Genomic DNA, 22,132 nt, shown 5'->3' with positions numbered 1-22,132 from the left:
GGAGAGGTTTGCCATGTTGCAACCGAAGAAAACCAAGTTCCGTAAGCAGTTCAAGGGCCGCATTTCCGGCACTGCGAAGGGCGGTACGGACCTCAACTTCGGCCAGTTCGGCCTGAAGGCGATGGAACCCGAGCGTATAAACGCTCGTCAGATCGAGGCGGCTCGCCGCGCCATCACCCGCGCCATGAAGCGCGCGGGGCGGGTGTGGATCCGCATCTTCCCGGACGTGCCGGTTTCGACGAAGCCGACCGAGGTGCGTATGGGTAAAGGTAAGGGCGCGCCCGATTACTGGGCAGCCAAGGTGAAGCCGGGCCGTATCATGTTCGAGATCGACGGCGTGTCCGAGGAGATCGCCCGCGAGGCGCTTCGGCTCGGCGCTGCCAAGCTCCCGATCAAGACGCGCTTCATCCAGCGCATTGCCGAGTAAGGAGAGGGGATCATGAAGACGAAAGAACGATTCTCGAACCTCAAGGCCATGTCCGCTGACCAGCTGTCGGACGAGCTGCTCAACCTCAAGAAGGAGCAGTTCAACCTTCGGTTCCAGCGCGCCACCGGACAGCTCGAGAACACCGGACGCGTTCGTGAAGTCCGCCGGGACATCGCCCGCGTCAAGACGCTGCAGCGCCAGAAGGCCGCTGCGGCTAAGGCTTAAGAGGAAATCAAGATGCCGAAGCGCGTTTTGCAGGGCGTCGTTGTCAGCGACAAGCAAGACAAGACGATCGTCGTGAAGGTGGAGCGTCGTTTCACGCACCCGGTCCTGAAAAAGACCGTGCGTAAGACGAAGAACTACCACGCTCATGACGAGAACAACACTGCCAAGGTGGGCGACACGGTCTTCATCGAAGAGACCAGGCCGTTCTCCAAACTCAAGACCTGGGTGCTCGTCGACCAAGCGAAAGCCTAAAAGGCTCTCTTTTGGGGTTGTCTAACGAGGGCGGCTCGTGTATACGGCCGCCTTTCTCGACATATGAAGGGCAGGGGACATTAGATCCCCGTCAGGCGTAGTCCGGGGGGTAATCGTGCCTTGACCCGGAAACCTGTCTGAAACAAAGGAAAGGATCAAAGCCATGATCCAGATGCAGACAAATCTTGACGTCGCCGATAACTCCGGCGCCCGTCGCGTGATGTGCATCAAGGTTCTCGGCGGTTCGAAGCGTAAGTACGCTTCCGTAGGCGATATCATCGTCGTATCCGTTAAAGAGGCTATCCCGCGCGGCCGCGTGAAGAAGGGCGACGTCATGAAGGCGGTCGTTGTGCGCACCGCCAAAGACATCCGCCGCGCAGACGGCTCGGTCATTCGTTTCGACCGCAATGCCGCTGTTCTGATCAACAATCAGAAAGAGCCGGTCGGCACCCGTATTTTTGGCCCCGTTCCGCGTGAGCTGCGTGCCAAGAATCACATGAAGATCATTTCGCTTGCGCCGGAGGTGCTCTAATGGCCGCGAAGATCAAGAAGGGCGACAAGGTCGTCGTCCTGACCGGTCGCGACAAGGGCAAGACCGGTGAAGTCGTGCAGGTGCTGCCGAAGGAAGAGCGCGCGGTCGTCCGCGGCGTCAACCTGGTGAAGCGCCACCAGCGCCAGACGGCGACGCAGGAGAGCGGCATCATCTCGAAAGAGGCCCCGATCCATCTGTCGAACCTGGCCTATGCGGACCCGAAGGACGGAAAGCCGACCCGGGTTGGTTTCAAAGTTCTCGAAGACGGCCGCAAGGTTCGCTTCGCCAAGCGTTCGGGAGACCTGATCGATGGCTAAGGCTCAAGTGGACGGCTACACGCCGCGGCTTAAGAAGCACTACGAGGAAGTGGTGCGTCCGAAGCTCATTGAAGAGTTCGGCTACAAGAACCCGATGGAGGTTCCGCAGATCGACAAGATCGTGCTGAACATGGGCGTTGGCGAGTCGACCGGTGACTCCAAGAAGGCCTCGGTGGCCGCGGCCGATCTCGCGCTCATCGCCGGCCAGAAGCCGGTGATCACCAAGGCCCGCAAGGCGATCTCGCAGTTCAAGGTCCGCGAGGGGATGCCGATCGGCGCCAAAGTCACGCTCCGCAAGGTGCGTATGTACGAGTTCCTCGATCGTCTCGTCACCATTGCGCTTCCCCGCGTCCGCGACTTCCGGGGCCTGAACCCCAAGTCGTTCGACGGCCGCGGCAACTACGCAATGGGCATCAAGGAGCACCTGGTGTTCCCTGAGATCAACTACGACAAGGTTGAGCAGGTATGGGGTATGGACGTCATCATCACGACGACGGCCAAGACCGATGACGAAGCCCGTGCTCTGCTGCGTCACTTCAACTTCCCGTTCCGGCAGTGAGGATAGCTGTCCTCAGACGCGGACACTGGAGATATAAGTATGGCTAAGAAAAGCGCTATTGAGAAGAACAAGCATCGTCGTCAGCTGGTGAAGAAGTTCGCCGGCCGCCGCGAGCGCCTCCTGGCGATCGCCAACGACGAGTCGAAGAGCATGGAGGAGCGCTTCGAGGCGCGCCTCAAGCTCGCCGAGTTGCCGCGCAACGCGAACCCGACCCGTATCCGCAACCGTTGCGAGGTCACGGGCCGTCCGCGTGCGTACTACCGCAAGCTCGGCATGTCACGTATCGCTCTGCGCGAGCTCGGCAACAAAGGCCTGATCCCAGGCCTCGTGAAGTCCAGCTGGTAAGAGGGAGGGCATTACATGATCAACGATCCGTTGGGCGATATGCTCACCCGTATCCGCAACGCGCAGATGCGCCGCCGCGGCACAGTCGTCACGCCTGGCTCGAAGCTCCGTGCTCGTGTTCTCGAGGTTCTCAAGAACGAGGGCTATATCCGGGACTACTCGCAGACCGAGTTCGGCAACGGCCGCACTGAGTTCTCGATCGAGCTCAAGTACTATGACGGTCAGCCGGTGATCCGCTCCATCGAGCGTGTCTCCAAGCCGGGCCGCCGCGTTTATGCCTCCGTCGACACCATGCCTCGCGTGGCCGACGGCCTCGGCGTCACCATTCTCTCGACGCCGCAGGGCGTGATGGCCGATCACGAGGCCCGTGAGAAGAACGTGGGCGGCGAAGTGCTCTGCAAGGTCTTCTAAGACCTGAAGCAACAGCACAGAACCACGGAGATTCCAGAATGTCACGAGTAGGCAAGAAGCCGGTTCCGGTTCCGTCGGGAGTGACGGCGACCGTCGACGGCCAGATGGTGAAGATGAAGGGCTCGAAGGGCGAACTATCGTTCCTCGTTCCCGAAGAAGTTTCGGTTGTCCTGGAGGACGGCGCCGTGACGGTGGCCCCGCGCGACGAGTCCAAGACGGCTCGCGCCAAGTGGGGTCTCTCTCGCGCCCAGGTTGCGAACCTGGTGCAGGGTGTGTCCAGCGGCTTCGAGAAGCGCCTGGAGATCAATGGCGTCGGCTACAAGGCCGCTGTCGCTGGCAAGGTGCTGAAGCTGTCGCTCGGCTACAGCCACGACATCGACTACGAGATCCCGGCCGGCATCACGATCACGACGCCCAAGCCTACGGAAGTCGTCGTCGCCGGCATCGACAAGCAGAAGGTCGGCCAGACCGCCGCCGAGATCCGCGAATATCGCGGTCCGGAGCCCTATAAGGGCAAGGGCGTCAAGTATGCCGGCGAGTTCATCTTCCGCAAGGAAGGCAAGAAGAAGTAAGGACGACGTACAATGGCTGAGAAGAAAGGCGCCGAAGATCGCCGCAAGGCTCGTGTGCGCCGTGCGATCAAGAAGGCTGCGAATGGCCGCCCGCGTTTGTCGGTGTTCCGTTCGTCCAAGCAGATCTATGCACAGGTCATCGATGACGAGCGCGGCGTGACCGTCGCTTCGGCGTCGACGATCGAGAAGGATCTCCGTGGCAAGCTCAAGACCGGCGCCACCGTCGATGCGGCGAAGGAAGTGGGCAAGCTCGTGGCCGAGCGCGCAGCCAAGGCTGGCGTGAAGCAGGTGGTCTTTGACCGCTCAGGCTACCTCTATCACGGACGCGTCAAGGCTCTCGCCGACGCGGCTCGTGAGGGCGGCCTCGAGTTCTAAAGTGTCAAGAAATCGCGAGCGGGGCGGGGAGTGCAGACCTCCCGTCCCCTTCGTGCTTTACGGCGGGTATCGTACATCAACCCCTAGCGAGCGGGCCCGCCGCCCGCGCAAGTGAGAGGTCTCATGGCAAGAGAACCTAGAGAACGTGCTGATCGCGAAGAGCGCGACAGCGAATTCGTGGATCGCCTGGTCCACATCAACCGTGTCGCGAAAGTCGTGAAGGGCGGCCGTCGTTTCGGCTTTGCCGCTCTCGTCGTCGTGGGCGATCAGAAGGGCCGCGTCGGCTTCGGCCACGGCAAGGCACGCGAAGTACCGGAAGCGATCCGCAAGGCTACCGATGCCGCGAAGCGTTCGATGATCCGCGTCTCCCTCCGGGAGGGCCGCACTCTTCATCACGACGTCAACGGCCGTCATGGCGCCGGCAAGGTGGTGCTGCGCGCAGCACCCCAGGGCACCGGCATCATCGCCGGCGGTCCGATGCGCGCTGTCTTCGAAGCGGTCGGCATGCAGGACGTCGTGTCCAAGTCGCTCGGCTCGTCGAACCCCTACAACCTCGTTCGCGCCACGTTCGACGCGCTCAAGAACGAGGACAGCCCGCGTGCCGTGGCTGCTCGCCGGGGCCTCAAGGTCTCGACGCTGCAGGCTCGCCGCCGTGATGCCGATGCCAGCGCCGATGCTGGCGCTGAGGCGTAAGGGAGGCTTCCACAATGGCACAGAAGCCTGCAGCAGCAACCATCACCGTTGAGCAGATCGGATCGCCGATCCGCCGCGAGGCCAAGCAGCGCCAGACGCTGATCGGTCTCAAGCTCAACAAGCTTCATCGTACCTCGACCTTGGAAGACACGCCGGCAGTTCGCGGCATGATCGAGAAGGTCAAGCACCTCGTGCGCGTTGTCGACGGGCAGTGAGGAGAGCGGTCATGAAACTCAACGAAATTCGTGACAACGAAGGTTCGACCAAGAACCGCATGCGCGTCGGCCGTGGTATCGGCTCGGGTAAGGGCAAGACCGGCGGCCGCGGCGTGAAGGGACAGAAGTCCCGTACCGGCGTGTCGATCAAGGGCTTCGAAGGCGGTCAGATGCCTCTGCATCGCCGTCTGCCGAAGCGCGGCTTCAACAAGCCGAACGCCATCGACCTGAACGAGGTCAATGTCGGCCGGATCCAGCAGGCCATCGAGGCCGGCAAGCTCGACGCCGCCACTCCTGTGACGGTCGAGTCGCTGGTCGCCGCGGGTGTCGTTTCCAAGCCGCGCGACGGCGTGAAGATCCTCGGCGTCGGCGAGCTCAAGGCCAAGCTGTCGTTCCAGGTTCACGGTGCCTCCAAGTCTGCCGTCGAGGCGATCGAGAAGGCGGGCGGCTCGGTGACCCTCGTGGGCGCCGTTGCACAGGCGTGAGCCTGAGCCCACATTGATCTAGACGCAAGCGGCGGCCCGCGGCAGATCGCGCGGCCGCCGTTTGTGTGATGTGAGTACTGAAATTTTCAGTTTGACTGCGCTTCGCGGAGGCGCGATCAGACTTCTGCCTTTACAAGTTTTGCATGGTCCGAGCGGGGTCCTGTCCTGTTCTCCCTCGGCATGCCTCGGTATATCGGGGACGAAAAATGGCTTCAGCAGCCGAGCAACTCGCCGCAAACATCAATTTCGGCTCGATCGCCAAGGCGGAGGAATTGAAGAAGCGTATTTGGTTCACCCTCGGTGCGCTCATTGTCTACCGCCTTGGTACCTATATCCCGCTGCCTGGAATCAATCCGGAAGCCCTGGCTCAGAGCTTCCAGAACGCCAGCGGCGGTGTTCTCGGTCTCTTCAATATGTTCTCGGGCGGTGCGGTCGAACGTATGGCCATCTTTGCCCTGAACATCATGCCTTACATCTCGGCATCGATTATCATTCAGCTGCTTACCTCCGTGCTGCCCTCCCTTGAGGCGCTCAAGAAGGAGGGCGAGAGCGGCCGCAAGATCCTGAATCAATATACCCGCTATCTGACCGTGTTCCTGGCCGTGTTTCAGTCCTGGGGCATCGCCGTAGGGCTGCAGAGTTCAGGAAACATCGTGCTGGCACCGGGGCCGTTCTTCCTGGTCTCGACGGTGATCACGCTGACCGGCGGCACCATGTTCCTCATGTGGCTCGGCGAGCAGATCACCTCCCGTGGGATCGGCAACGGCACGTCCCTGATCATTTTCGCGGGCATCGTCGCCAACCTGCCCAGTGCCATCGCGGGAACCCTTGAGCTCGGCCGTCAGGGTGCGATCTCTACGGGTCTGATCCTCGGCGTGATCGTGATGGCTGTGGCTATCATCTACTTCGTAGTGTTCATGGAACGCGCCCAGCGCCGTCTGCTCATCAATTACCCCAAGCGCCAGGTGGGCAACCGCATGTACGAGGGACAAACCTCGTTTCTGCCGCTCAAGCTGAATACCTCGGGAGTGATCCCGCCGATCTTCGCATCCTCCCTGCTCCTGCTGCCGGCCACCATTGCCAGCTTCCAGAGCAATGCGGATGGAACGGGTTTCATCGCCACGCTGACGGCCTATCTCGGCCACGGGCGTCCCGCCTACATGTTCCTCTACGCGGCGCTGATCGTCTTCTTCGCGTTCTTCTACACGGCTATCGTGTTCAACCCGACGGAAACGGCCGACAACCTGAAAAAGCAGGGCGGTTTCATCCCGGGGATTCGTCCCGGTGAACGGACGGCGGAGTTCATCGATCAGGTGTTGACACGCATCACCGTTCTCGGTGCAGCTTATCTCGTCATCATCTGCCTGATTCCCGAAGTTCTGGTGTCGTATGCGGCGCTGCCATTCTACTTTGGCGGCACTTCGCTTCTGATCGTCGTGTCTGTTACTATGGATACGGTTGCCCAGGTGCATGGCCACCTGCTGGCACACCAGTACGAGGGGCTCGTCAAGAAGGCGAAGCTCAAGGGCGGACGGCGGCGGTAACGGTTCGGGTCCCAGTTTCGTACGGCTGGGACCGGTCAAGCTGAGGGGAACATCTATGAGGATCATCCTGCTGGGGCCGCCCGGGGCCGGTAAAGGGACCCAGGCCGTGCGTCTGGTCGAGCGTCTGGGTATCCCTCAGCTGTCGACCGGCGATATGCTCCGGGCAGCGGTGGCTGCCGGTACGCCGGTGGGCGTCAAGGCCAAGGCCGTGATGGACCGGGGCGAACTGGTGTCCGACGACATCGTCGTGGGCATCATCGCCGACCGCATCGAGGAGGCTGACGCCAGAAAGGGTTTCATCCTCGACGGATTCCCCAGGACCGTGGCCCAGGCCGAGGCGTTCGACGCCATGCTGGCCGAGAAGGGGCTGAAGCTCGACGCCGTGATCGAGTTCAAGGTCAACGAGCACGAGCTCGTCGGCCGCATCGTGAAGCGCGCCGAGGAAGCCAAGGCGCGCGGCGAGCAGGTCCGAAAGGACGACAATCCCGAGGTCTTCAAGACTCGTCTCGACGCCTACCACAGCCAAACGGCCCCTCTGTCCGCCTATTATGAGGCCAAGGGCATGCTGAAGACGGTCGACGGCATGAGGCCCATCGACGAGGTGACCCGGGCGGTTCGGGAAATCCTCGAGCGGTGAAAGTTTGGGGCTTGACGAGCGGAAAGAAAGCCGTTAGGGGCATGCCTCTTGCACAAGAACCTGCATATCCGGAGGGTTTCGCGAGAAGCCTCTCTGGTTTGCCGTGTTCGCAATAAGCCCGCGCATGGGCCGGCCTCCACCGGACGCGCGACAACATCAACGGAAGCTCAGGCTTCACCACATGGAGACGGACGATGGCCCGTATAGCAGGCGTCAACATCCCGACCGGCAAGCGCGTTGTGATCGCGCTTCAGTACATCCACGGCATTGGGCCCAAGAAGGCTCAGGAGATCATCGAGAAGGTCAGCATCCCGGCCGAGCGCCGCGTGAACCAGCTGACCGACGCCGAGGTTCTGGCCATCCGCGAAACTATCGACCGCGACTACATCGTGGAAGGTGACCTTCGTCGCGAAGTGTCGATGAACATCAAGCGCCTGATGGATCTCGGCGCCTATCGCGGTCTGCGTCACCGCCGCAGCCTGCCGGTTCGCGGTCAGCGCACCCACACGAACGCCCGTACCCGCAAGGGTAAGGCGAAGCCGATCGCCGGCAAGAAGAAGTAAGGTTTCTGCGGCCGCCCGTCTGGGTGGCCCTCTCTCCCGAGCGCCTGGCATGACGGGCGCGTTTGAAGGATCTTTGGAATGGCTAAAGAAGCGACCCGCGTCCGCCGCCGCGAACGTAAGAATATTGTCTCTGGCGTGGCGCATGTGAACGCCTCGTTCAACAACACCATGGTCACCATCACCGACGCCCAGGGCAACACGATTTCGTGGTCCTCTGCCGGCGCCATGGGCTTCAAGGGCTCGCGCAAGTCGACCCCCTACGCTGCGCAGGTCGCGGCCGAGGATGCCGCCCGCAAGGCTGCCGAGCATGGCATGCGCACCCTCGAGGTCGAAGTCTCCGGTCCCGGTTCGGGTCGTGAGTCGGCGCTCCGTGCCCTTCAGTCGGCCGGCTTCACCGTCACATCGATCCGTGACGTGACGCCGATCCCGCACAACGGCTGCCGCCCGCGCAAGCGTCGCCGCGTCTAATCAAGATCATCCGGCGCGTGGGCCATGCCCGCGCGCGATCCGGTTTAAAGGGCTGGCCTGAGGCCTCCCTTCAAGCCGTACCTCAAGAGGTGTGGTTGTGATCCAAAAGAACTGGCAAGAGCTGATTAAGCCGAACAAGCTCGAAGTCGCCCCCGGTGACGATCCGAAGCGCATTGCGACGGTCGTGGCCGAGCCCCTCGAGCGTGGCTTCGGGACGACGCTCGGCAACTCGCTGCGTCGCGTTCTCCTGTCGTCGCTCCAGGGTGCCGCTGTGACGTCGATCCACATCGACGGCGTGCTGCACGAGTTCTCGTCCATCCCGGGCGTCCGCGAGGACGTGACGGACATCGTCCTGAACGTGAAGGCGATCGCTATCAAGATGCAGGGCGAAGGCCCGAAGCGCATGACGCTTCGCAAGACCGGCCCCGGGGCCGTGACGGCGGGTGACATCAACACGGTCGGCGATGTGCAGATCCTGAACCCTGAGCTCGTTCTCTGCACCCTGGACGAGGGCGCCGAGATCCGTATGGAGTTCACGGTCGATACCGGCAAGGGCTATGTCCCGGCCGAGCGCAACCGCGCCGAGGATGCCCCGATCGGCCTCATTCCGGTCGACTCGCTGTACAGCCCGGTGAAGAAGGTGTCGTACCGGATCGAGAACACCCGCGAGGGCCAGATTCTCGACTACGACAAGCTCATCATGACGGTGGAGACCAACGGTGCCGTGACGCCTGAGGATGCCGTGGCTTATGCCGCCCGCATCCTCCAGGACCAGCTCCAGGTCTTCGTCAACTTCGAAGAGCCGCGCAAGGAAGAGACGGCCGCAGCCGCGCCGCAGCTTCCGTTCAACCCGGCTCTGCTCAAGAAGGTGGACGAGCTCGAGCTGTCTGTCCGTTCGGCGAATTGCCTGAAGAACGACAATATCGTCTATATCGGCGACCTCATTCAGAAGTCGGAGGCGGAAATGCTTCGCACCCCGAACTTCGGCCGCAAGTCGCTCAATGAGATCAAGGAAGTTTTGGCCGGCATGGGTCTGCACCTCGGCATGGACGTGCCGGGCTGGCCGCCGGAAAACATCGAGGATCTCGCGAAGCGCTTCGAAGAACACTACTGAGTATCATGAAGCCGCCCTTCAGCGAGGGCGGCTTCGGATCCGTCCCGCCGCCCCCGGCGGATCATAAGAGAGACGGCCGTACCTTGGCACGGCGGCCGCAAGATCAAGGAGAGAGCCAATGCGTCACGGATTCCGTGGTCGTCGCTTCAACCGCACGACCGAGCACCGCAAAGCAATGTTCGCCAACATGGCGGCTGCGCTGATCAAGCACGAGCAGATCGTCACGACGCTTCCGAAGGCCAAGGACCTCCGTCCGGTCGTCGAGAAGCTCGTCACGCTCGGCAAGCGCGGTGATCTGCACGCCCGCCGCCAGGCCATGTCCGCGCTGCGCGACGAAACCATGGTGAAGAAGCTGTTCGACGTTCTTGGCGCACGCTACAAGGACCGGAACGGCGGCTACACCCGCGTTCTGAAGGCCGGCTTCCGCTACGGCGACAACGCCCCCATGGCCGTGATCGAGTTCGTCGACCGTGATGTCGACGCTCGGGGCCAGGATTCGGGCCCGACCCAGAAGGAAGAGGTCGTCGAGGCCGCCGAGTAATTCTCGGACGTCAAGCCAGTTCCATTGAGGGCGGTCCTTCGGGCCGCCCTTTTTGTATGTGATCGGAGCAGGTCCAGGGGTGCTCCGGAGCTTGGTGTTTCGGGCCCTTCGTTCTATCGAATGATGCCGTAGTTGAAGGGATTCGCCGCCATGCGCTTTTTTCCGTTCCGCCTCTGGATGATCGTGCTCGCCCTTTCGCTCGGGGCCGGGGCCGCCACAGCCCAGACGCAGCGGGTCGTGCCTGAGAGCAAGGCGCAGATTCAGCTCTCCTTCGCACCCATCGTGCGCCAGACGAACGGCGCGGTGGTCAACGTCTACGCGAGCCGCACCAACCGTCGGCAAAACCAGTCGATGGAGGAGTTTTTCCGCCGCTTCTTCGGCGAAGACGTGCCCGGTCTTCCGCGAGGGCGATCCCAGTCTTCGCTCGGGTCCGGCGTCATCGTTGATCCGTCGGGCCTCGTGATCACCAACAACCACGTCATAGAGAATATGAACGAGGTGAAGGTGGCGCTCGCCGACAGGCGCGAGTTCGAGGCGGACATCGTCCTGCGCGACTCCCGCACTGACATCGCGGTGCTCAAGCTCAAGGGAGCGGCGAACCTACAGGCTATCGAGATCGGCGATTCGGAGGCCCTGCAGGTGGGGGACATCGTGCTGGCGATCGGCAATCCCTTTGGCGTGGGGCAGACCGTCACCCAAGGCATCGTGTCCGCCTTGGCCCGCACGCAGGTGGGTATTTCCGACTACCAGTTCTTCATCCAGACGGATGCGGCCATCAACCCCGGCAATTCCGGCGGCGCGCTCATCAACATGAGCGGGCAGCTGGTCGGCATCAATACGGCCATCTATTCCCGTTCCGGCGGCAGTATCGGCATCGGATTCGCCATCCCCTCCAGCATGGTACGGGTGGTTCTCAATTCGGCTAAGGGCGGAGCGCGCAACGTGGTGCGACCCTGGCTCGGGGCTCGCCTGCAGCCGGTTGACGGGGACATTGCGACGGGTCTTGGTCTCGAGCGTCCCACGGGTGTTCTCGTTACTTCCATCTACGACAAGGGGCCGGCCGCCGAAGCCGGTCTGAAGCGCGGCGACGTGATTCTCCAGGTTGATGGCCAGCCGGTCGATAATCCGGATTCCTTCGGCTATCGCTTCACCCTGAAAGGAACGCAGGGCCAGACACCGCTGACGGTGTTGCGCAACGGTAAGCAGAGCACGATCCAGGTCCGGCTCATGCCTCCGCCCGAAATCCCGCCGCGCGATCCGGTGCGCGGGCGTGCGCGTACGCCGTTCGCCGGCGCAACCCTGGTCAACATCTCGCCCGCGGTGGCCGATGAGCTTCAGATCCAGGTGGCCGACGAAGGAGTGGTGATCGCCGATCTCGACGAGCGCAGCGTGGCCGCGAGCGTAGGCTTCGAGAAGGGTGACCTGATCGTGGCCATCAACGGGGAAAGACTGGTCTCCACGAGGGATGCCGAGCGCCTGATCGAGCGCGCCGGAAGGTACTGGGAGATCACAGTCAATCGCGGCGGCCGTGTCTTCACGACGGTCCTCGGCCGATGAGCGGCTGGACCCGGACGTCCATGCGCGCCTAAGCTCCCACACGTCATGAGCGACCTGTTCTCATCCGCCGGTCTCGACCAGAATGCACCCAGGCCCCTGGCGGACCGGATGCGGCCCCGAAAGCTGTCCGAAGTGGTCGGCCAGGATCATCTCGTCGGACCCGACGGGATCATGACCCGGCTCATCGCGTCGAAATCCCTGGGCTCCCTGATCTTCTGGGGACCGCCAGGCACCGGCAAGACCACCGTTGCGCGGCTTCTCGCCCATGAGACGGACCTGCATTTCGACCAGATCTCGGCGATTTTCTCTGGCGTCGCCGATCTCAAGAGGGTCTTCGAGGCGGCCCGTCAGCGCCGTTCGCTCGGCAAGGGGACGCTTCTCTTCGTGGACGAGATTCATCGTTTCAACCGCGCCCAGCTTGATGCTTTCCTGCCCGTGATGGAGGACGGTACGATCACCCTCGTGGGAGCCACCACCGAGAACCCGTCCTTCGAGCTGAACGCGGCGCTGCTGTCGCGCGCTCGCGTTCTGCTGTTCAAGTCGCTCGACGAGGAAGCGATCGGAAAAATCCTCGCCAGAGCTGAGGAGATGACGGGCCGGAACCTGCCGCTCGACGAGGGGGCGAGGGCGTCTCTCGTGCGGATGGCGGACGGCGACGGGCGCGCCGTTCTGACCCTGGCCGAGGAGGTCTGGCGTTCGGCGAAGCCCGGCGAAGTCTTCGACGCTGCGCAGCTGCAGGAAATCATTCAACGCCGCGCGCCGATCTACGACAAGGGGCAGGAGGGGCACTACAACCTCATCTCGGCGCTTCACAAAACCGTCCGGGGTTCGGATCCCGATGCGGCCCTCTATTACCTCGCCCGTATGCTCGATGCCGGGGAGGACAGGCTCTTCATCGCCCGCCGTCTCGTGCGCATGGCCGTGGAGGACATCGGGCTGGCCGATCCACAGGCGCTCGCGGTCGCGAACGCGGCGAAGGACGCTTTCGACTTCCTGGGCTCTCCCGAGGGCGAACTCGCGCTTGCGCAGGCGGCTGTCTATCTCGCCACCGCGCCGAAATCGAATGCGCTCTACACCGCCTACAAGGCCGCCACGGCGGCGGCCAAGGAACATGGCTCCCTCATGCCGCCGCGGACCATCCTGAATGCGCCGACCAAGCTCATGAAGAAGATCGGCTACGGCGAGAACTATCGCTACGATCACGATGAGCCGGACGCCTTCTCGGGTCAGGATTACTGGCCGGAGAAACTGGGGCGCCAGCATTTCTACGAGCCGGTGGATCGTGGCTTCGAGCGCGAGGTGAAGAAGCGTCTCGACTGGTGGGAGCGGCTGCGGCGAGAGCGGCGTGGCGAAGCCGGGCAGGAATAGCCGATGCGGTCCTATCTTCTCGTCTTCCTCGGCGCGGGAATCGGCGGTGCTCTCCGCCATGGCGTGAATGTCGGCTGCGCCCGGTTCTGCGGGACGATCCTTCCCTGGGGCACGCTGACGGTGAACGTGGTCGGCTCCTTCCTCATGGGCGTCATCGCCGGATGGCTGGCTTTCAAGGCTGGCGAGGGGTGGAGCCAATCCCTGCGGCTTTTCCTCACCACGGGAATCCTCGGCGGTTTTACCACCTTCTCGGCCTTTTCCCTCGATACGGCGTTGCTCTGGGAGCGCGGCGAGGCCGGTCTGGCACTCGGCTACGTGGCGGCTTCCGTGATCCTGTCCATCCTGAGCCTCGGGGCCGGTCTCGCTCTCGTGCGTGCGATCGCGGCGTAAGAGCTCGATTGCCGCCCGTGCGGCACTCTGGTACCCACGATATCATGAAAAAAAGCAGTTCAGGACAAAATAGCGGCGCCCGAAGCGGCCGCGCAGGTTCACGGCAGGGATTTCGCTCCCGTGAGGACAAGCCCGCACGCGCAGTCGCCCGGCCGTCGCCGAAAAGCCCTGCGAAGGCCGCAGGCAAGGCGCCGCGCCCCGCGCCAGCCGTCCGCTCCGAAAAACCTGCCGCGCGGGCTCAGACGCGGCCTGCGGCGGACGCTCCCCGGCAGCCTACGCGCGCCCAGGCCAAGGCCGCCGCACAGGACGTTCTGGCGACCGGCGTGCAGACGCTCGTGGTCGAGCCGGACGAGGCGGACATGCGTGTCGACCGCTTCCTGGTCGCCCGCTTCCCGCAGCTCGCCTTCACCCATATCCAGCGCATCGTCCGAAAAGGGGAGCTGCGCGTCGACGGCAAGCGGGCCCAGCCCAGCGACCGGCTCGCCGCAGGCCAGAAGGTGCGCATCCCGCCGCTCAAGCTCGACCAGCCGCGACCCGTGTCGCGCAGCGCCGCCAAGGACCAGGGCGATCGCGAGTTCCTGAAATCCATCACGCTCTATGAGGACAAGGACGTCCTCATCATCAACAAGCCCATGGGGCTGGCGGTGCAGGGCGGCTCGGGGACCACGCGCCATGTGGATGGCCTGCTCGAATGCATGCGCGATGCGGAGGGGCAGAAGCCCCGCCTCGTGCATCGCCTCGACAAGGACACCGCCGGATGTCTCGTCATTGCCAAGACGCGCTTTGCCGCCTCCACCATGGCGAAGTCGTTCCGCTCGCGCACCACGCGCAAGATCTACTGGGCGCTGGTCGCCGGGGTGCCGCGCGTGCGCCAGGGGCGCGTTTCGACCTATCTCGCCAAGGAGGGCGAGGAGGGTGATGCCCGTATGAAGGTGGCCCGTCACGGCGACGAAGGCGCAAGCCACGCGCTCACCTATTACGCCGTGATCGACACCGCGGCGCAGAAGCTCGCATGGCTCTCGCTGAAGCCCGTGACAGGACGGACGCACCAGCTGCGCGCGCACACGGCCCATATCGGTCACCCCATCGTCGGGGATCCAAAATATTTCGACATCGAGAACTGGGAGCTGCCGGGCGGCATCCAGAACAAGCTCCACCTCCTGGCGCGGCGTATCGTGATCGCACATCCGAGAACCGGAAAGCCCATCGACGTCACGGCACCTCTGCCGCCGCACATGCAGCAGAGCTTCAACCTGCTCGGGTTCGACACGAGCCAGTACGATCCCATCGTCGAGGCTCCCGAGGAGTAGCCCGGATTTTCTTCTGTCGACATCGTCCGTGTCGCACTTTTGCCGTGGGTGAAGCGCATCATCCGTTGTCCCGATCACTCGCAAGGTAATCGGGACATTGGCAAGGAGGAGATCGATGGAACACAAAGATCTCGACTATCTCCGTAGCGTAGCCGACGTTCAGCCGAAGCCTCTCACGCGTCAGGAGCGGCTGGATCGTTGGATCAGCCTCCTCGAACGCGATCCGGCGCGGCGTCTGAACTCCCTCGGCGAAATCGAGTACAAGCCTCCGGCGGAACGGGCCCTGGTCCGGGAGGACAACTCTCCCCTGACCGTCGCCTACAACGACCCAATCCTGCGGGCGGATGGGCTCGCAAGCGACAGACTCGGCGATGCCATGCGCTATTTCGGGCTCTCGGACGGGCAGGCGCATTACGCCCTGTGCTCGTGCCTCAGCGGACACATGGCGGAGTCCAGTGCCTTCGCCCGGCGCCTGCGCAACTCGACAGGCGATGTGGCCTGGCAGCAGGCGATCGGAGCCTGGACTCTCGCAGGCCTGGCGGTGGGACTGCCGGCTCTCGTCTATCTGCTGGGCTGAGCGACGGATCTGCCATGTCTTCTCGGCCGGGGATGGCCGTGCTTGCCCGGCCGAGACCGTTTGACTGCGGCTTCAGGGTCGACGATGAATGGCGAAGCTGCAGCCCTGAAGGTCCACATTCATGCTTCGCATCGAGCCCGTAACCCTCTCGACTGACCGGCTCATCCTACGCCCCTTGAGCCTCGATGACGTGCCCGCGTTGGGCGAGGCCGCCAGCGACGGCACATTGTGGGAGAAGAAAACCACGACGGTGCCGAGACCGGAAGGCTTTGCCGAATACGTCCGAATGGCTCTCGAGCATCAGGCGGCGGGGCTGGCGCTGCCATTCGCCACAATGGTCAGGGATGGCGACCGGCTCGTGGGTTCCACACGCTACATGAATATCGACGCGGCCAATCACAGGGTCGAGATCGGAACGACCTGGATCGCGAAGTCCTGGCAGCGAACCTTCGTGAACACGCACGCCAAGTTTCTCATGCTCCGCCACGCCTTCGAGGTGCTGGGCTGCAATGCGGTCGAGATCCGGACGCACTCGCGGAACGATCAGTCCCGCGCCGCCATCGAGCGGCTGGGCGCCAAGCTCGACGGCATCTTGCGCCGCCACATGATCATGCCCGATGGGCATATCCGTGACACGGCGGTTTACAGCATCATCGCGGAGGAATGGCCTGCCGCCAAAGCCGGACTGGAGCGGCGTTTGGCGGGTTAGGGGACAAATCCGTGCTCGCGCAGCCGACGGATTGAGCCGGCAGCGCTTCTGTGGTGGATGAAGATGCCGCCGACACCCTCCCAAAGATGACGGTACTTGTCTCTGTCGTCGACGAGAGCGTCGCCGGGCCGGCAATATTCCCGCTTCAGCGCCGCCGTCGTGGTAATCACCTCCACGCCTGGAAAATGCCGTTCCGCCCAGCGCCGCTTCTGCGGTTCGGCCCAGTTGCCGCGCGGCAGGCCGGTGAGGATCACCGGGTCGAGGTGGCGAACCGCCTCGAACAATTCCATGGCGTCGGGCAGCAGGTCGAGGGTGTTGAAGAAGTCGTCCGTCGCGGCGAGTTCCGTCCAAAACCGCTTGAGGCCGAAGCGCCGCTCGAATTCGTCTGGCGGCATACCGAAGACCTTGGCGGCACCCGTGTCGAAATCCGCGAGAACGCCGTCGCAATCGAGAAAGACGGTGGGCATCGATGGCTACCTCCTGTTCATCGAACAAGGAGGGCGCTGCCTTGTTCCTGTCGTGGGGCAAACGTAGCCGTTCCCGGAACGCGCCTTGCGGCGTAACGTTGTCCCCGTGACTATGAGCAAAGGAGTTGACGCATGGGTAGTGCCATTCGCGACAACGCAGCCGGTCATCGTTTCGAGCTCGAACGCAGCGGGCATCTCGCTTTCGCGAATTATGAGCGCCGAGGCTCCTCCCTCGTGATCCGGCATGTCGAGGCCGCTCTCCCGCTGCGCGGCACGGGGGCTGCCGGCGAGCTGATGCAGGGGGTTGCGGAGCTCGCCCGCGCCGAGGGGCGAAAGATCACCCCGCTGTGCGGGTATGCCTATGCCTGGCTGCGCCGGCATAAGGAATATCATGACCTCCTGAGCTGATTTTCCGGTTGCCCTCATGGAGGGTGTGCCTTTTCGCCGTACTGCGGAGCGCGCCTAAAACGATTACAGGTCGAACCTCATCAACAAGAAACGAAGTTCGACAGGGGGCGTCCGTGTCCGGTGTGATCGAGAAGGCAAGAAGGCTCTTGCGCAGGAAAAGCGTTGCCATCACGGCTGCCGTTCTCGCCCTGGCCGTGCTCGCTGCCGCCGTATCCGTCCCCTTCCTGCTCTCCAAGAACGTCGACGAGATCGCCTATTCGGACTTCTCACGCGAACTGGGGGCCGGCAAGGTCCGCAAGATCCAGGTGCAGGAAGGCGGCCTCTCCGTCTGGACAGAGGATCAGCAGGTTTTCGTGCGGGTGCCGAGCACGCATCTGAGCGCTCAGACTGTCGACCGGGCGACCGCCGCCGGCGCGCAGGTCGTTTTCCAGAAGTCGGGAATCGATGCCGCCCATGCGGCGAGCTTCGTCATCTCTCTCATCATGGTAGCGGCGGTTCTGGCTCTCGTCGCCGTCCAGGTCGATTTCAAGCCGAACGCCCGCTGGCCGCGCGCGGTCAGCAATGTCCCCGACCGTTTCGACGACGTGGCAGGCCAGGAGGAGGCCAAGGCCGAACTGCAGGAGGTCATCGCATTCCTCAGCAACGCCCAAGCCTTCGAGAAGGTTGGCGCACGCATCCCGAAGGGCGTGCTGATGGTCGGTCCGCCCGGAACGGGCAAGACGCTCATCGCCAAGGCCCTTGCCGGGGAGGCGGGCGTCTCCTTCATGGCCGTGTCGGGCAGCGACTTCTCGGCCCCCCTGATCGGAATCGCCAAGAGCCGGGTGTCCAAGCTGTTCGAGCAGGCCCGCCGCCGCGCGCCATGCCTGATTTTCATCGACGAGATCGACGCCATCGGCCGCAAGCGTGGCGGCGGCGGATCGGCGGCCGATCGCGAGTTCGAATCGACGCTCAACCAGCTCCTGGTCGAGATGGACGGCTTCAACACCACCGCGGGTGTGATCGTGATCGGCGCGACCAACCGGGTCGATGTCCTCGATCCGGCGCTGCTCCGTCCCGGCCGCTTCGACCGGCAGGTCCATATCGGTCTGCCCGACATCACGGGCCGCGAGGCGATTCTTGCAGTCCATGCCCGTAACCTGAAGCTCGCCCCGAATGTAGATCTTGCCGCCATTGCCCGGGGAACGCCCGGTTTCTCCGGCGCCGATCTGAGCAATCTTCTCAACGAAGCGGCGATCTTCGCGGCCCGCGACGGCATGGTCGAGATCGGCCGCGATCATCTGGAGGCCGCGCGCAACAAGATCATCATGGGGCTGGAGCGCCGCTCTCTCGTGATCAGCCCCGAGGAGCGCAGGCTCGTCGCCGTGCACGAGGCGGGTCACGCCCTCTGCGCCTGCCTCACGCCCGGCTCCGACAAGGTGCACAGCGCCACCATCATTCCGCACGGCCAAGCGCTCGGCCTCGTCATGCGCCTGCCGGAGAAGGACCGCTACTGCATCCCCGTGGAGAAGCTCGAGGCCGACCTGATCGTCGCCATGGGCGGCCGCGCAGCGGAGGAGGTGGTCTTCGGCCCCCGCAAGGTGACGACGGGCGCAGCCAGCGATATCGCCCATGCGACCAACATCGCGACCCGGATGGTCACGGAATGGGGCATGAGCCCGGTCATCGGTATGGTGAAGGTGGGACGCTCGGGCGAAAGCTATCCGCGTGAGGTTGAGCAGGAAATCCGCCGCATCGTCGAGGAGATGTATGCAGCCGCGAAAGCCTGCATCGAGGACAACCGCAAGGCGTTGGACGCCCTCGTCGATGCGCTCCTGGAGCACGAAACCATCGAAGGCGACGAGGTCCGCCGAATCGTGTGCTTGAGCGAAAGGCGACTGGCGGCCTGAAATCCCGGCACTCAAAGAACTTCCACCAGAGGGGCATCGATCGTGCAAGGGACCCCCGTGGGCGCGAAGTCGATGCTCGCAGAGCCGCTCGGTTCTTGAGCCAAGCTGCGCTCGACGAGCCGGGTGCTGAAGCCGCGCCGCCTCGGCGGAGCCACCGGGTTCCATTCAGCTCCTGCCAGGCGATCCGGAGTCGCTGTCCGCTCTCTCCCGCCACAACGGATCATTCGTTGCCGACGCGCTGCCTGACATCCTCGGAGGTGGGCTCGAATCACGGCGGAAGACCAAGGAGGCGGTTCATTTCCAGTGATGCCGTGATCGTATCCGTCGCGGTCCCCGTCTCCCAGAACGCCATGCGGCTGGCATCCATGGGCAGCCGCAGCCGCGCTTCGCTTTTGGCAAGCGCGGCTGCGATTGCTTGATGTCGGTCAGATCGGAGGCGAGCACGTAGAGCCCGGCCACGCTGCCGTCCTCCAGCGGATCGGGGTTGTATTCCGACCTCACGAAACGCAATCCACCAGGAATCCGAGCCCACCATTTGTGCCGGATGCGCCTACCCGAAAGATGATTGCGCCGTCCATTTCCCGGACAGCGGAGGCCCAGCTTTCCTATGAAACTGATATCAGCCTGCTGGTGGCTGGCGGGTGAATGGAATAAGGTGCCGCTTCCAAACAAGGGGCATCGGGCGATGAAGCGTCTCCTACAGGCGGCTTGCGTGGTTAGCATTGGTCTTTTGGCGACGGCCTGCGACAAGTGTGGAAACTGGAACATCAACACTCCCCAGTTCTGTCACGCCTCCGAGCCTCAGGGTTGAGCTCGCACGGGGTTCACGGTGAAACTCATTCTCTTCGATGTCGACGGCACGCTGGTCGACAGCCAGAATGTTATTGCAGCTTCCATCGGCGCGGCTTTTCATGCCTATGACATGGAGCCGCCGAGCCGGCAGCGATCCCTCTCCATCGTGGGCTTGTCCCTCGTTGAGGCCTTCACGGTGCTCGCGGGGCCGAAGGCGCCGGTCGAGGGGCTGGCTCAGGCCTACAAGGAAGCCTACACCGTTCTGCATCTCGATCCCGCGAACGCAGCGCCGCTTTATCCGGGAGCCGGCGAATGCATCACGCGGCTGAAGGACGAAGGGAATGCTCTGCTCGGCCTCGCCACGGGCAAGTCCCGTAAAGGTGTGGTGCGGCTGATCGCACAGCACGGCTGGGACGGGGTCTTTTCCACCACCCAGACGGCGGATGATGCGCCCTCCAAGCCTCACCCGGCCATGATCCTGCAGGCGATGGAGGAGCTCGGCGTCGCCCCCGCCGATACGATGATGGTCGGCGATTCCAGCTACGATATGGCCATGGCTCGGGCTGCCGGGGTGATGCCGGTCGGCGTTTCCTGGGGGTTCCAGCCCGTGGCTGCCCTGAATGAAGCGGGGGCAGGGCTCATCGTAGACAGCTATGCCGAGCTCAAGCCCGTGTTGCAGGCTTTCCTTTCCTGACGGACCTCTCCGCGCGACCGGCGAAGCCCTCGAATCTTCTCGATCCAATGCCTATCTTTTCCCCATGACAGATTCTCGCGACTGGTTCCCATCACAGGACGAGCCGAACCCGATGCGGGCGGCCCAAGCCGGCATGAAGCCCACGCTGCCAAAGCGCTTCTACGAGGCGGCGGGCGTCGAGGAGCGTGACGGGCTTTTCCATCTCACTCTCGACGGGCGTGTGGCCAAGACGCCGGGCAAGAACGCCCTGGCCGTGCCTTCTCTGGCTCTTGCCGAGGCGCTGGCCGGCGAGTGGATGAGGCAGGGGGCCGAGATCGACCCTTCCACCATGCCCATCACCCGGATCGTCAACTCGGCCATCGACGGCGTTGCACAACGGCAGGCCGAAGTGGTGGACGATCTCGTGCGCTATGCGGGTTCCGACCTGATCTTTTACCGGGTGAGCGAACCGGCACGCCTCGTCCAGTCACAGGATTTGGCCTGGAATCCGATTCTCGACTGGGCCAAGCAATGTCATGGCGCCCGCTTCACGCTGGCGGAAGGAGTCATGCACGTGACGCAGCCGGAGGAGGCGATGGCCGCCATCCGGGCCGCCATCGAGCGGATCAATTCTCCGTTTGCGCTCGCCGCGCTGCACGTGATGACCACGCTCTCCGGCTCGGTGCTGATCGCGCTGGCCCATGCGTCGGGGCCGCTCGATGCGGATGCGGCCTGGGCGGCGGCCCATGTGGACGAGCTTTATCAGGAGAGCGTCTGGGGCGAGGACTACGAAGCCATGGAGCGCCGCCGTCGGCGCGAGGCCGATTTCAGGGCCGCGTCGGAGATCTACCGTTTGGTCAGTCCGTAACGAAAAAGCCGCCGGCGCGAGCCCATCGGCGGCTTTCCCTTGAGCTCTGCGTGCCTCAGACGCGGCGGAAGCTGATGCCGCAGCGCTTCCGGATGGAGGCTTCCTCGACGGCCTGCATCTGTCCCTTCAGACGGGCCAGATCGGCGGTTTGAGCGCCGTTGCCCCCGACGAAGAAGACTGCCGGCCAGAAGACCACGAGGGCAGCGGTGGTTGCCACTGCATCGCGCGTGCGGGCGGAGTCCTGCGCCCCGGAAGCGGCGGCTGCGGCGGAGCTGACGCGCTGTGCCTCGGCGCTCAGCTCACGGCAGCTATAGCTGCTGTAAGCCATTGGCGACACATAGGATGCACCGACGTCCTCGGAACGGCTGGCGCAGCCGGCGGCCGGGAGCGACAGCGCCAGGGCTGCGGCCGTGACCTTTGAGTTGATTCTCAAGTGGGCTACCTCTCGTTAATGTTATAAAGTTGAAAATAGGTTGGCTTACTGAGAAACGGAAGTGCTCGGGAGCACACGTCGATAGTGGGATTTTGGCCGGCCTGCGGCTGTGCTAAGCGGGAGCGGACTATTCCCCCGGCACCAGGGTTCATCCATGAAAGACATTCTCGAACGGCTTGAAGAGCGGCGGGCTCAGGCCCGTCTCGGCGGCGGCGAAAAGCGCATCGAGGCGCAGCACGCCCGAGGAAAGCTCACGGCACGCGAGCGCATCGAGCTTCTGCTCGATAAAGGCTCGTTCGAGGAGTTCGACATGTTCGTCGAGCACCGCTCCACCGATTTCGGCATGGACAAGGTCAAGATCCCGGGCGACGGCGTCGTCACCGGGTGGGGCACGGTCAACGGCCGCACCGTCTTCGTCT

The 22,132-nt window shown here is 63.5% G+C and carries 32 protein-coding genes; 30 read left to right on the top strand and 2 right to left on the bottom strand.

What is annotated here, in order from left to right; genetic code table 11:
• Positions 1–13: 13 nt before the first annotated feature.
• The 25 genes from rplP to GR328_RS00040 all read left to right on the top strand — a co-directional run bounded on the left by rplP (position 14) and on the right by GR328_RS00040 (position 16,186).
• Positions 14–427 (top strand): 50S ribosomal protein L16, encoded by a 414-nt coding sequence (rplP, locus tag GR328_RS00160; protein WP_160882525.1) that lies wholly within the window; start codon positions 14–16, stop codon positions 425–427.
• Positions 428–439: 12 nt separating this feature from the next.
• Positions 440–652, top strand: coding sequence for a 50S ribosomal protein L29 (rpmC, locus tag GR328_RS00155; protein ID WP_160882524.1), 213 nt, complete (start codon positions 440–442; stop codon positions 650–652).
• 12 nt (positions 653–664) lie between these two features.
• Positions 665–904, top strand: a complete 240-nt coding sequence (rpsQ, locus tag GR328_RS00150; RefSeq protein WP_160882523.1) for a 30S ribosomal protein S17 — start codon at positions 665–667, stop codon at positions 902–904.
• Between the two features lie 163 nt (positions 905–1,067).
• Positions 1,068–1,436: a 50S ribosomal protein L14 gene (gene rplN / locus GR328_RS00145; protein ID WP_009764309.1), complete on the top strand. Its 369-nt coding sequence runs from the start codon at positions 1,068–1,070 to the stop codon at positions 1,434–1,436.
• Positions 1,436–1,753: a 50S ribosomal protein L24 gene (gene rplX / locus GR328_RS00140; protein WP_160882522.1), complete on the top strand. Its 318-nt coding sequence runs from the start codon at positions 1,436–1,438 to the stop codon at positions 1,751–1,753. The genes rplN and rplX overlap by 1 nt, the downstream gene beginning before the upstream one ends.
• Positions 1,746–2,312 (top strand): 50S ribosomal protein L5, encoded by a 567-nt coding sequence (gene rplE, locus GR328_RS00135; RefSeq protein WP_160882521.1) that lies wholly within the window; start codon positions 1,746–1,748, stop codon positions 2,310–2,312. Before rplX ends, rplE begins: the two co-directional genes overlap by 8 nt.
• A gap of 39 nt (positions 2,313–2,351) precedes the next feature.
• Positions 2,352–2,657, top strand: coding sequence for a 30S ribosomal protein S14 (gene rpsN / locus GR328_RS00130; protein WP_160882520.1), 306 nt, complete (start codon positions 2,352–2,354; stop codon positions 2,655–2,657).
• 15 nt (positions 2,658–2,672) lie between these two features.
• Positions 2,673–3,068, top strand: coding sequence for a 30S ribosomal protein S8 (gene rpsH, locus GR328_RS00125; RefSeq protein ID WP_160882519.1), 396 nt, complete (start codon positions 2,673–2,675; stop codon positions 3,066–3,068).
• Between the two features lie 38 nt (positions 3,069–3,106).
• Complete coding sequence (gene rplF / locus GR328_RS00120; RefSeq protein WP_160882518.1) at positions 3,107–3,640, top strand: 50S ribosomal protein L6; 534 nt, start codon at positions 3,107–3,109, stop codon at positions 3,638–3,640.
• Between the two features lie 12 nt (positions 3,641–3,652).
• Entirely contained in the window at positions 3,653–4,015 is a 363-nt protein-coding gene (gene rplR / locus GR328_RS00115; RefSeq protein ID WP_160882517.1) for a 50S ribosomal protein L18, read from the top strand.
• Positions 4,016–4,138: 123 nt separating this feature from the next.
• The gene (gene rpsE, locus GR328_RS00110; RefSeq protein WP_160882516.1) at positions 4,139–4,708 is read left to right on the top strand and encodes a 30S ribosomal protein S5; all 570 of its coding nucleotides are present in this window, start codon (positions 4,139–4,141) and stop codon (positions 4,706–4,708) included.
• A gap of 14 nt (positions 4,709–4,722) precedes the next feature.
• A complete protein-coding gene (gene rpmD / locus GR328_RS00105; protein ID WP_160882515.1) occupies positions 4,723–4,923 on the top strand; it encodes a 50S ribosomal protein L30 in 201 nt (66 codons plus the stop codon).
• Between the two features lie 11 nt (positions 4,924–4,934).
• A complete protein-coding gene (gene rplO / locus GR328_RS00100) occupies positions 4,935–5,408 on the top strand; it encodes a 50S ribosomal protein L15 (protein WP_160882514.1) in 474 nt (157 codons plus the stop codon).
• 206 nt (positions 5,409–5,614) lie between these two features.
• Positions 5,615–6,952, top strand: a complete 1,338-nt coding sequence (gene secY / locus GR328_RS00095) for a preprotein translocase subunit SecY (protein ID WP_160882513.1) — start codon at positions 5,615–5,617, stop codon at positions 6,950–6,952.
• Positions 6,953–7,007: 55 nt separating this feature from the next.
• Positions 7,008–7,589, top strand: a complete 582-nt coding sequence (locus tag GR328_RS00090; RefSeq protein WP_160882512.1) for an adenylate kinase — start codon at positions 7,008–7,010, stop codon at positions 7,587–7,589.
• 194 nt (positions 7,590–7,783) lie between these two features.
• Positions 7,784–8,152, top strand: coding sequence for a 30S ribosomal protein S13 (rpsM, locus tag GR328_RS00085; protein WP_160882511.1), 369 nt, complete (start codon positions 7,784–7,786; stop codon positions 8,150–8,152).
• Positions 8,153–8,230: 78 nt separating this feature from the next.
• Positions 8,231–8,620, top strand: a complete 390-nt coding sequence (gene rpsK, locus GR328_RS00080; protein WP_134499512.1) for a 30S ribosomal protein S11 — start codon at positions 8,231–8,233, stop codon at positions 8,618–8,620.
• A gap of 91 nt (positions 8,621–8,711) precedes the next feature.
• A complete protein-coding gene (locus tag GR328_RS00075) occupies positions 8,712–9,734 on the top strand; it encodes a DNA-directed RNA polymerase subunit alpha (protein ID WP_343039245.1) in 1,023 nt (340 codons plus the stop codon).
• 118 nt (positions 9,735–9,852) lie between these two features.
• Complete coding sequence (gene rplQ / locus GR328_RS00070) at positions 9,853–10,275, top strand: 50S ribosomal protein L17 (protein WP_160882509.1); 423 nt, start codon at positions 9,853–9,855, stop codon at positions 10,273–10,275.
• Positions 10,276–10,425: 150 nt separating this feature from the next.
• Positions 10,426–11,832, top strand: coding sequence for a Do family serine endopeptidase (locus GR328_RS00065; protein ID WP_160882508.1), 1,407 nt, complete (start codon positions 10,426–10,428; stop codon positions 11,830–11,832).
• Between the two features lie 45 nt (positions 11,833–11,877).
• Entirely contained in the window at positions 11,878–13,200 is a 1,323-nt protein-coding gene (locus tag GR328_RS00060) for a replication-associated recombination protein A (RefSeq protein ID WP_160882507.1), read from the top strand.
• Positions 13,201–13,203: 3 nt separating this feature from the next.
• Positions 13,204–13,590 carry a fluoride efflux transporter CrcB gene (gene crcB / locus GR328_RS00055; protein ID WP_160882506.1) on the top strand — a complete coding sequence of 129 codons (387 nt, stop codon included), beginning with the start codon at positions 13,204–13,206 and terminating at the stop codon, positions 13,588–13,590.
• A 44-nt stretch (positions 13,591–13,634) separates the two neighbouring features.
• Positions 13,635–14,900 (top strand): RluA family pseudouridine synthase, encoded by a 1,266-nt coding sequence (locus GR328_RS00050; protein ID WP_160882505.1) that lies wholly within the window; start codon positions 13,635–13,637, stop codon positions 14,898–14,900.
• A 115-nt stretch (positions 14,901–15,015) separates the two neighbouring features.
• On the top strand, positions 15,016–15,477 hold the full coding sequence (locus GR328_RS00045; RefSeq protein WP_160882504.1) for a hypothetical protein: 462 nt from the start codon (positions 15,016–15,018) through the stop codon (positions 15,475–15,477).
• 121 nt (positions 15,478–15,598) lie between these two features.
• Positions 15,599–16,186 carry a GNAT family N-acetyltransferase gene (locus GR328_RS00040; RefSeq protein WP_160882503.1) on the top strand — a complete coding sequence of 196 codons (588 nt, stop codon included), beginning with the start codon at positions 15,599–15,601 and terminating at the stop codon, positions 16,184–16,186.
• Here the strand turns inward: GR328_RS00040 and GR328_RS00035 are convergent.
• Positions 16,183–16,653: an HAD family hydrolase gene (locus tag GR328_RS00035; protein WP_160882502.1), complete on the bottom strand. Its 471-nt coding sequence runs from the start codon at positions 16,651–16,653 to the stop codon at positions 16,183–16,185. The genes GR328_RS00040 and GR328_RS00035 overlap by 4 nt on opposite strands.
• Before the next feature lie 132 nt (positions 16,654–16,785).
• On the opposite strand from GR328_RS00035, the gene GR328_RS00030 reads away from it, so the two are divergent.
• The 4 genes from GR328_RS00030 to GR328_RS00015 all read left to right on the top strand — a co-directional run bounded on the left by GR328_RS00030 (position 16,786) and on the right by GR328_RS00015 (position 21,280).
• Positions 16,786–17,061 carry a GNAT family N-acetyltransferase gene (locus GR328_RS00030; protein WP_160882501.1) on the top strand — a complete coding sequence of 92 codons (276 nt, stop codon included), beginning with the start codon at positions 16,786–16,788 and terminating at the stop codon, positions 17,059–17,061.
• Between the two features lie 146 nt (positions 17,062–17,207).
• A complete protein-coding gene (gene ftsH / locus GR328_RS00025; protein ID WP_205789633.1) occupies positions 17,208–18,947 on the top strand; it encodes an ATP-dependent zinc metalloprotease FtsH in 1,740 nt (579 codons plus the stop codon).
• A gap of 829 nt (positions 18,948–19,776) precedes the next feature.
• Positions 19,777–20,433, top strand: a complete 657-nt coding sequence (locus GR328_RS00020; RefSeq protein ID WP_160882500.1) for an HAD-IA family hydrolase — start codon at positions 19,777–19,779, stop codon at positions 20,431–20,433.
• 64 nt (positions 20,434–20,497) lie between these two features.
• On the top strand, positions 20,498–21,280 hold the full coding sequence (locus GR328_RS00015) for an ATP12 family chaperone protein (protein WP_160882499.1): 783 nt from the start codon (positions 20,498–20,500) through the stop codon (positions 21,278–21,280).
• A 55-nt stretch (positions 21,281–21,335) separates the two neighbouring features.
• Here the strand turns inward: GR328_RS00015 and GR328_RS00010 are convergent, their stop codons facing one another.
• Entirely contained in the window at positions 21,336–21,713 is a 378-nt protein-coding gene (locus GR328_RS00010) for a hypothetical protein (RefSeq protein ID WP_160882498.1), read from the bottom strand.
• A 154-nt stretch (positions 21,714–21,867) separates the two neighbouring features.
• On the opposite strand from GR328_RS00010, the gene GR328_RS00005 reads away from it, so the two are divergent.
• Positions 21,868–22,132: carboxyl transferase domain-containing protein (locus tag GR328_RS00005; protein WP_281351887.1), on the top strand; the 265-nt coding region annotated here is incomplete at its 3' end.

It is taken from the genome of Microvirga makkahensis (assembly GCF_009830105.1).
GTDB lineage: Bacteria > Pseudomonadota > Alphaproteobacteria > Rhizobiales > Beijerinckiaceae > Microvirga > Microvirga makkahensis.
Note: the sequence above shows the minus strand (reverse complement) of the source record. Positions and strands in the feature narration are given on the sequence as shown.

Bases quoted from the DNA above. Each gene is read 5' to 3' on its own strand.
- GR328_RS00065 (WP_160882508.1), top strand. From the start codon at position 10,426: ATGCGCTTTTTTCCGTTCCGCCTCTGGATGATCGTGCTCGCCCTTTCG.
- GR328_RS00050 (WP_160882505.1), top strand. From the start codon at position 13,635: ATGAAAAAAAGCAGTTCAGGACAAAATAGCGGCGCCCGAAGCGGCCGC.
- rpmC (WP_160882524.1), top strand. From the start codon at position 440: ATGAAGACGAAAGAACGATTCTCGAACCTCAAGGCCATGTCCGCTGAC.
- GR328_RS00030 (WP_160882501.1), top strand. From the start codon at position 16,786: ATGGGTAGTGCCATTCGCGACAACGCAGCCGGTCATCGTTTCGAGCTC.
- rpmD (WP_160882515.1), top strand. From the start codon at position 4,723: ATGGCACAGAAGCCTGCAGCAGCAACCATCACCGTTGAGCAGATCGGA.
- GR328_RS00040 (WP_160882503.1), top strand. From the start codon at position 15,599: ATGCTTCGCATCGAGCCCGTAACCCTCTCGACTGACCGGCTCATCCTA.
- rplR (WP_160882517.1), top strand. From the start codon at position 3,653: ATGGCTGAGAAGAAAGGCGCCGAAGATCGCCGCAAGGCTCGTGTGCGC.
- crcB (WP_160882506.1), top strand. From the start codon at position 13,204: ATGCGGTCCTATCTTCTCGTCTTCCTCGGCGCGGGAATCGGCGGTGCT.
- GR328_RS00090 (WP_160882512.1), top strand. From the start codon at position 7,008: ATGAGGATCATCCTGCTGGGGCCGCCCGGGGCCGGTAAAGGGACCCAG.
- GR328_RS00015 (WP_160882499.1), top strand. From the start codon at position 20,498: ATGACAGATTCTCGCGACTGGTTCCCATCACAGGACGAGCCGAACCCG.
- rplN (WP_009764309.1), top strand. From the start codon at position 1,068: ATGATCCAGATGCAGACAAATCTTGACGTCGCCGATAACTCCGGCGCC.
- rpsN (WP_160882520.1), top strand. From the start codon at position 2,352: ATGGCTAAGAAAAGCGCTATTGAGAAGAACAAGCATCGTCGTCAGCTG.
- rplP (WP_160882525.1), top strand. From the start codon at position 14: ATGTTGCAACCGAAGAAAACCAAGTTCCGTAAGCAGTTCAAGGGCCGC.
- rplX (WP_160882522.1), top strand. From the start codon at position 1,436: ATGGCCGCGAAGATCAAGAAGGGCGACAAGGTCGTCGTCCTGACCGGT.
- rpsQ (WP_160882523.1), top strand. From the start codon at position 665: ATGCCGAAGCGCGTTTTGCAGGGCGTCGTTGTCAGCGACAAGCAAGAC.
- GR328_RS00060 (WP_160882507.1), top strand. From the start codon at position 11,878: ATGAGCGACCTGTTCTCATCCGCCGGTCTCGACCAGAATGCACCCAGG.
- GR328_RS00045 (WP_160882504.1), top strand. From the start codon at position 15,016: ATGGAACACAAAGATCTCGACTATCTCCGTAGCGTAGCCGACGTTCAG.
- rpsK (WP_134499512.1), top strand. From the start codon at position 8,231: ATGGCTAAAGAAGCGACCCGCGTCCGCCGCCGCGAACGTAAGAATATT.
- rpsM (WP_160882511.1), top strand. From the start codon at position 7,784: ATGGCCCGTATAGCAGGCGTCAACATCCCGACCGGCAAGCGCGTTGTG.
- rplF (WP_160882518.1), top strand. From the start codon at position 3,107: ATGTCACGAGTAGGCAAGAAGCCGGTTCCGGTTCCGTCGGGAGTGACG.
- rpsE (WP_160882516.1), top strand. From the start codon at position 4,139: ATGGCAAGAGAACCTAGAGAACGTGCTGATCGCGAAGAGCGCGACAGC.
- rplE (WP_160882521.1), top strand. From the start codon at position 1,746: ATGGCTAAGGCTCAAGTGGACGGCTACACGCCGCGGCTTAAGAAGCAC.
- rplO (WP_160882514.1), top strand. From the start codon at position 4,935: ATGAAACTCAACGAAATTCGTGACAACGAAGGTTCGACCAAGAACCGC.
- rplQ (WP_160882509.1), top strand. From the start codon at position 9,853: ATGCGTCACGGATTCCGTGGTCGTCGCTTCAACCGCACGACCGAGCAC.
- secY (WP_160882513.1), top strand. From the start codon at position 5,615: ATGGCTTCAGCAGCCGAGCAACTCGCCGCAAACATCAATTTCGGCTCG.
- rpsH (WP_160882519.1), top strand. From the start codon at position 2,673: ATGATCAACGATCCGTTGGGCGATATGCTCACCCGTATCCGCAACGCG.
- GR328_RS00035 (WP_160882502.1), bottom strand. From the start codon at position 16,653: ATGCCCACCGTCTTTCTCGATTGCGACGGCGTTCTCGCGGATTTCGAC.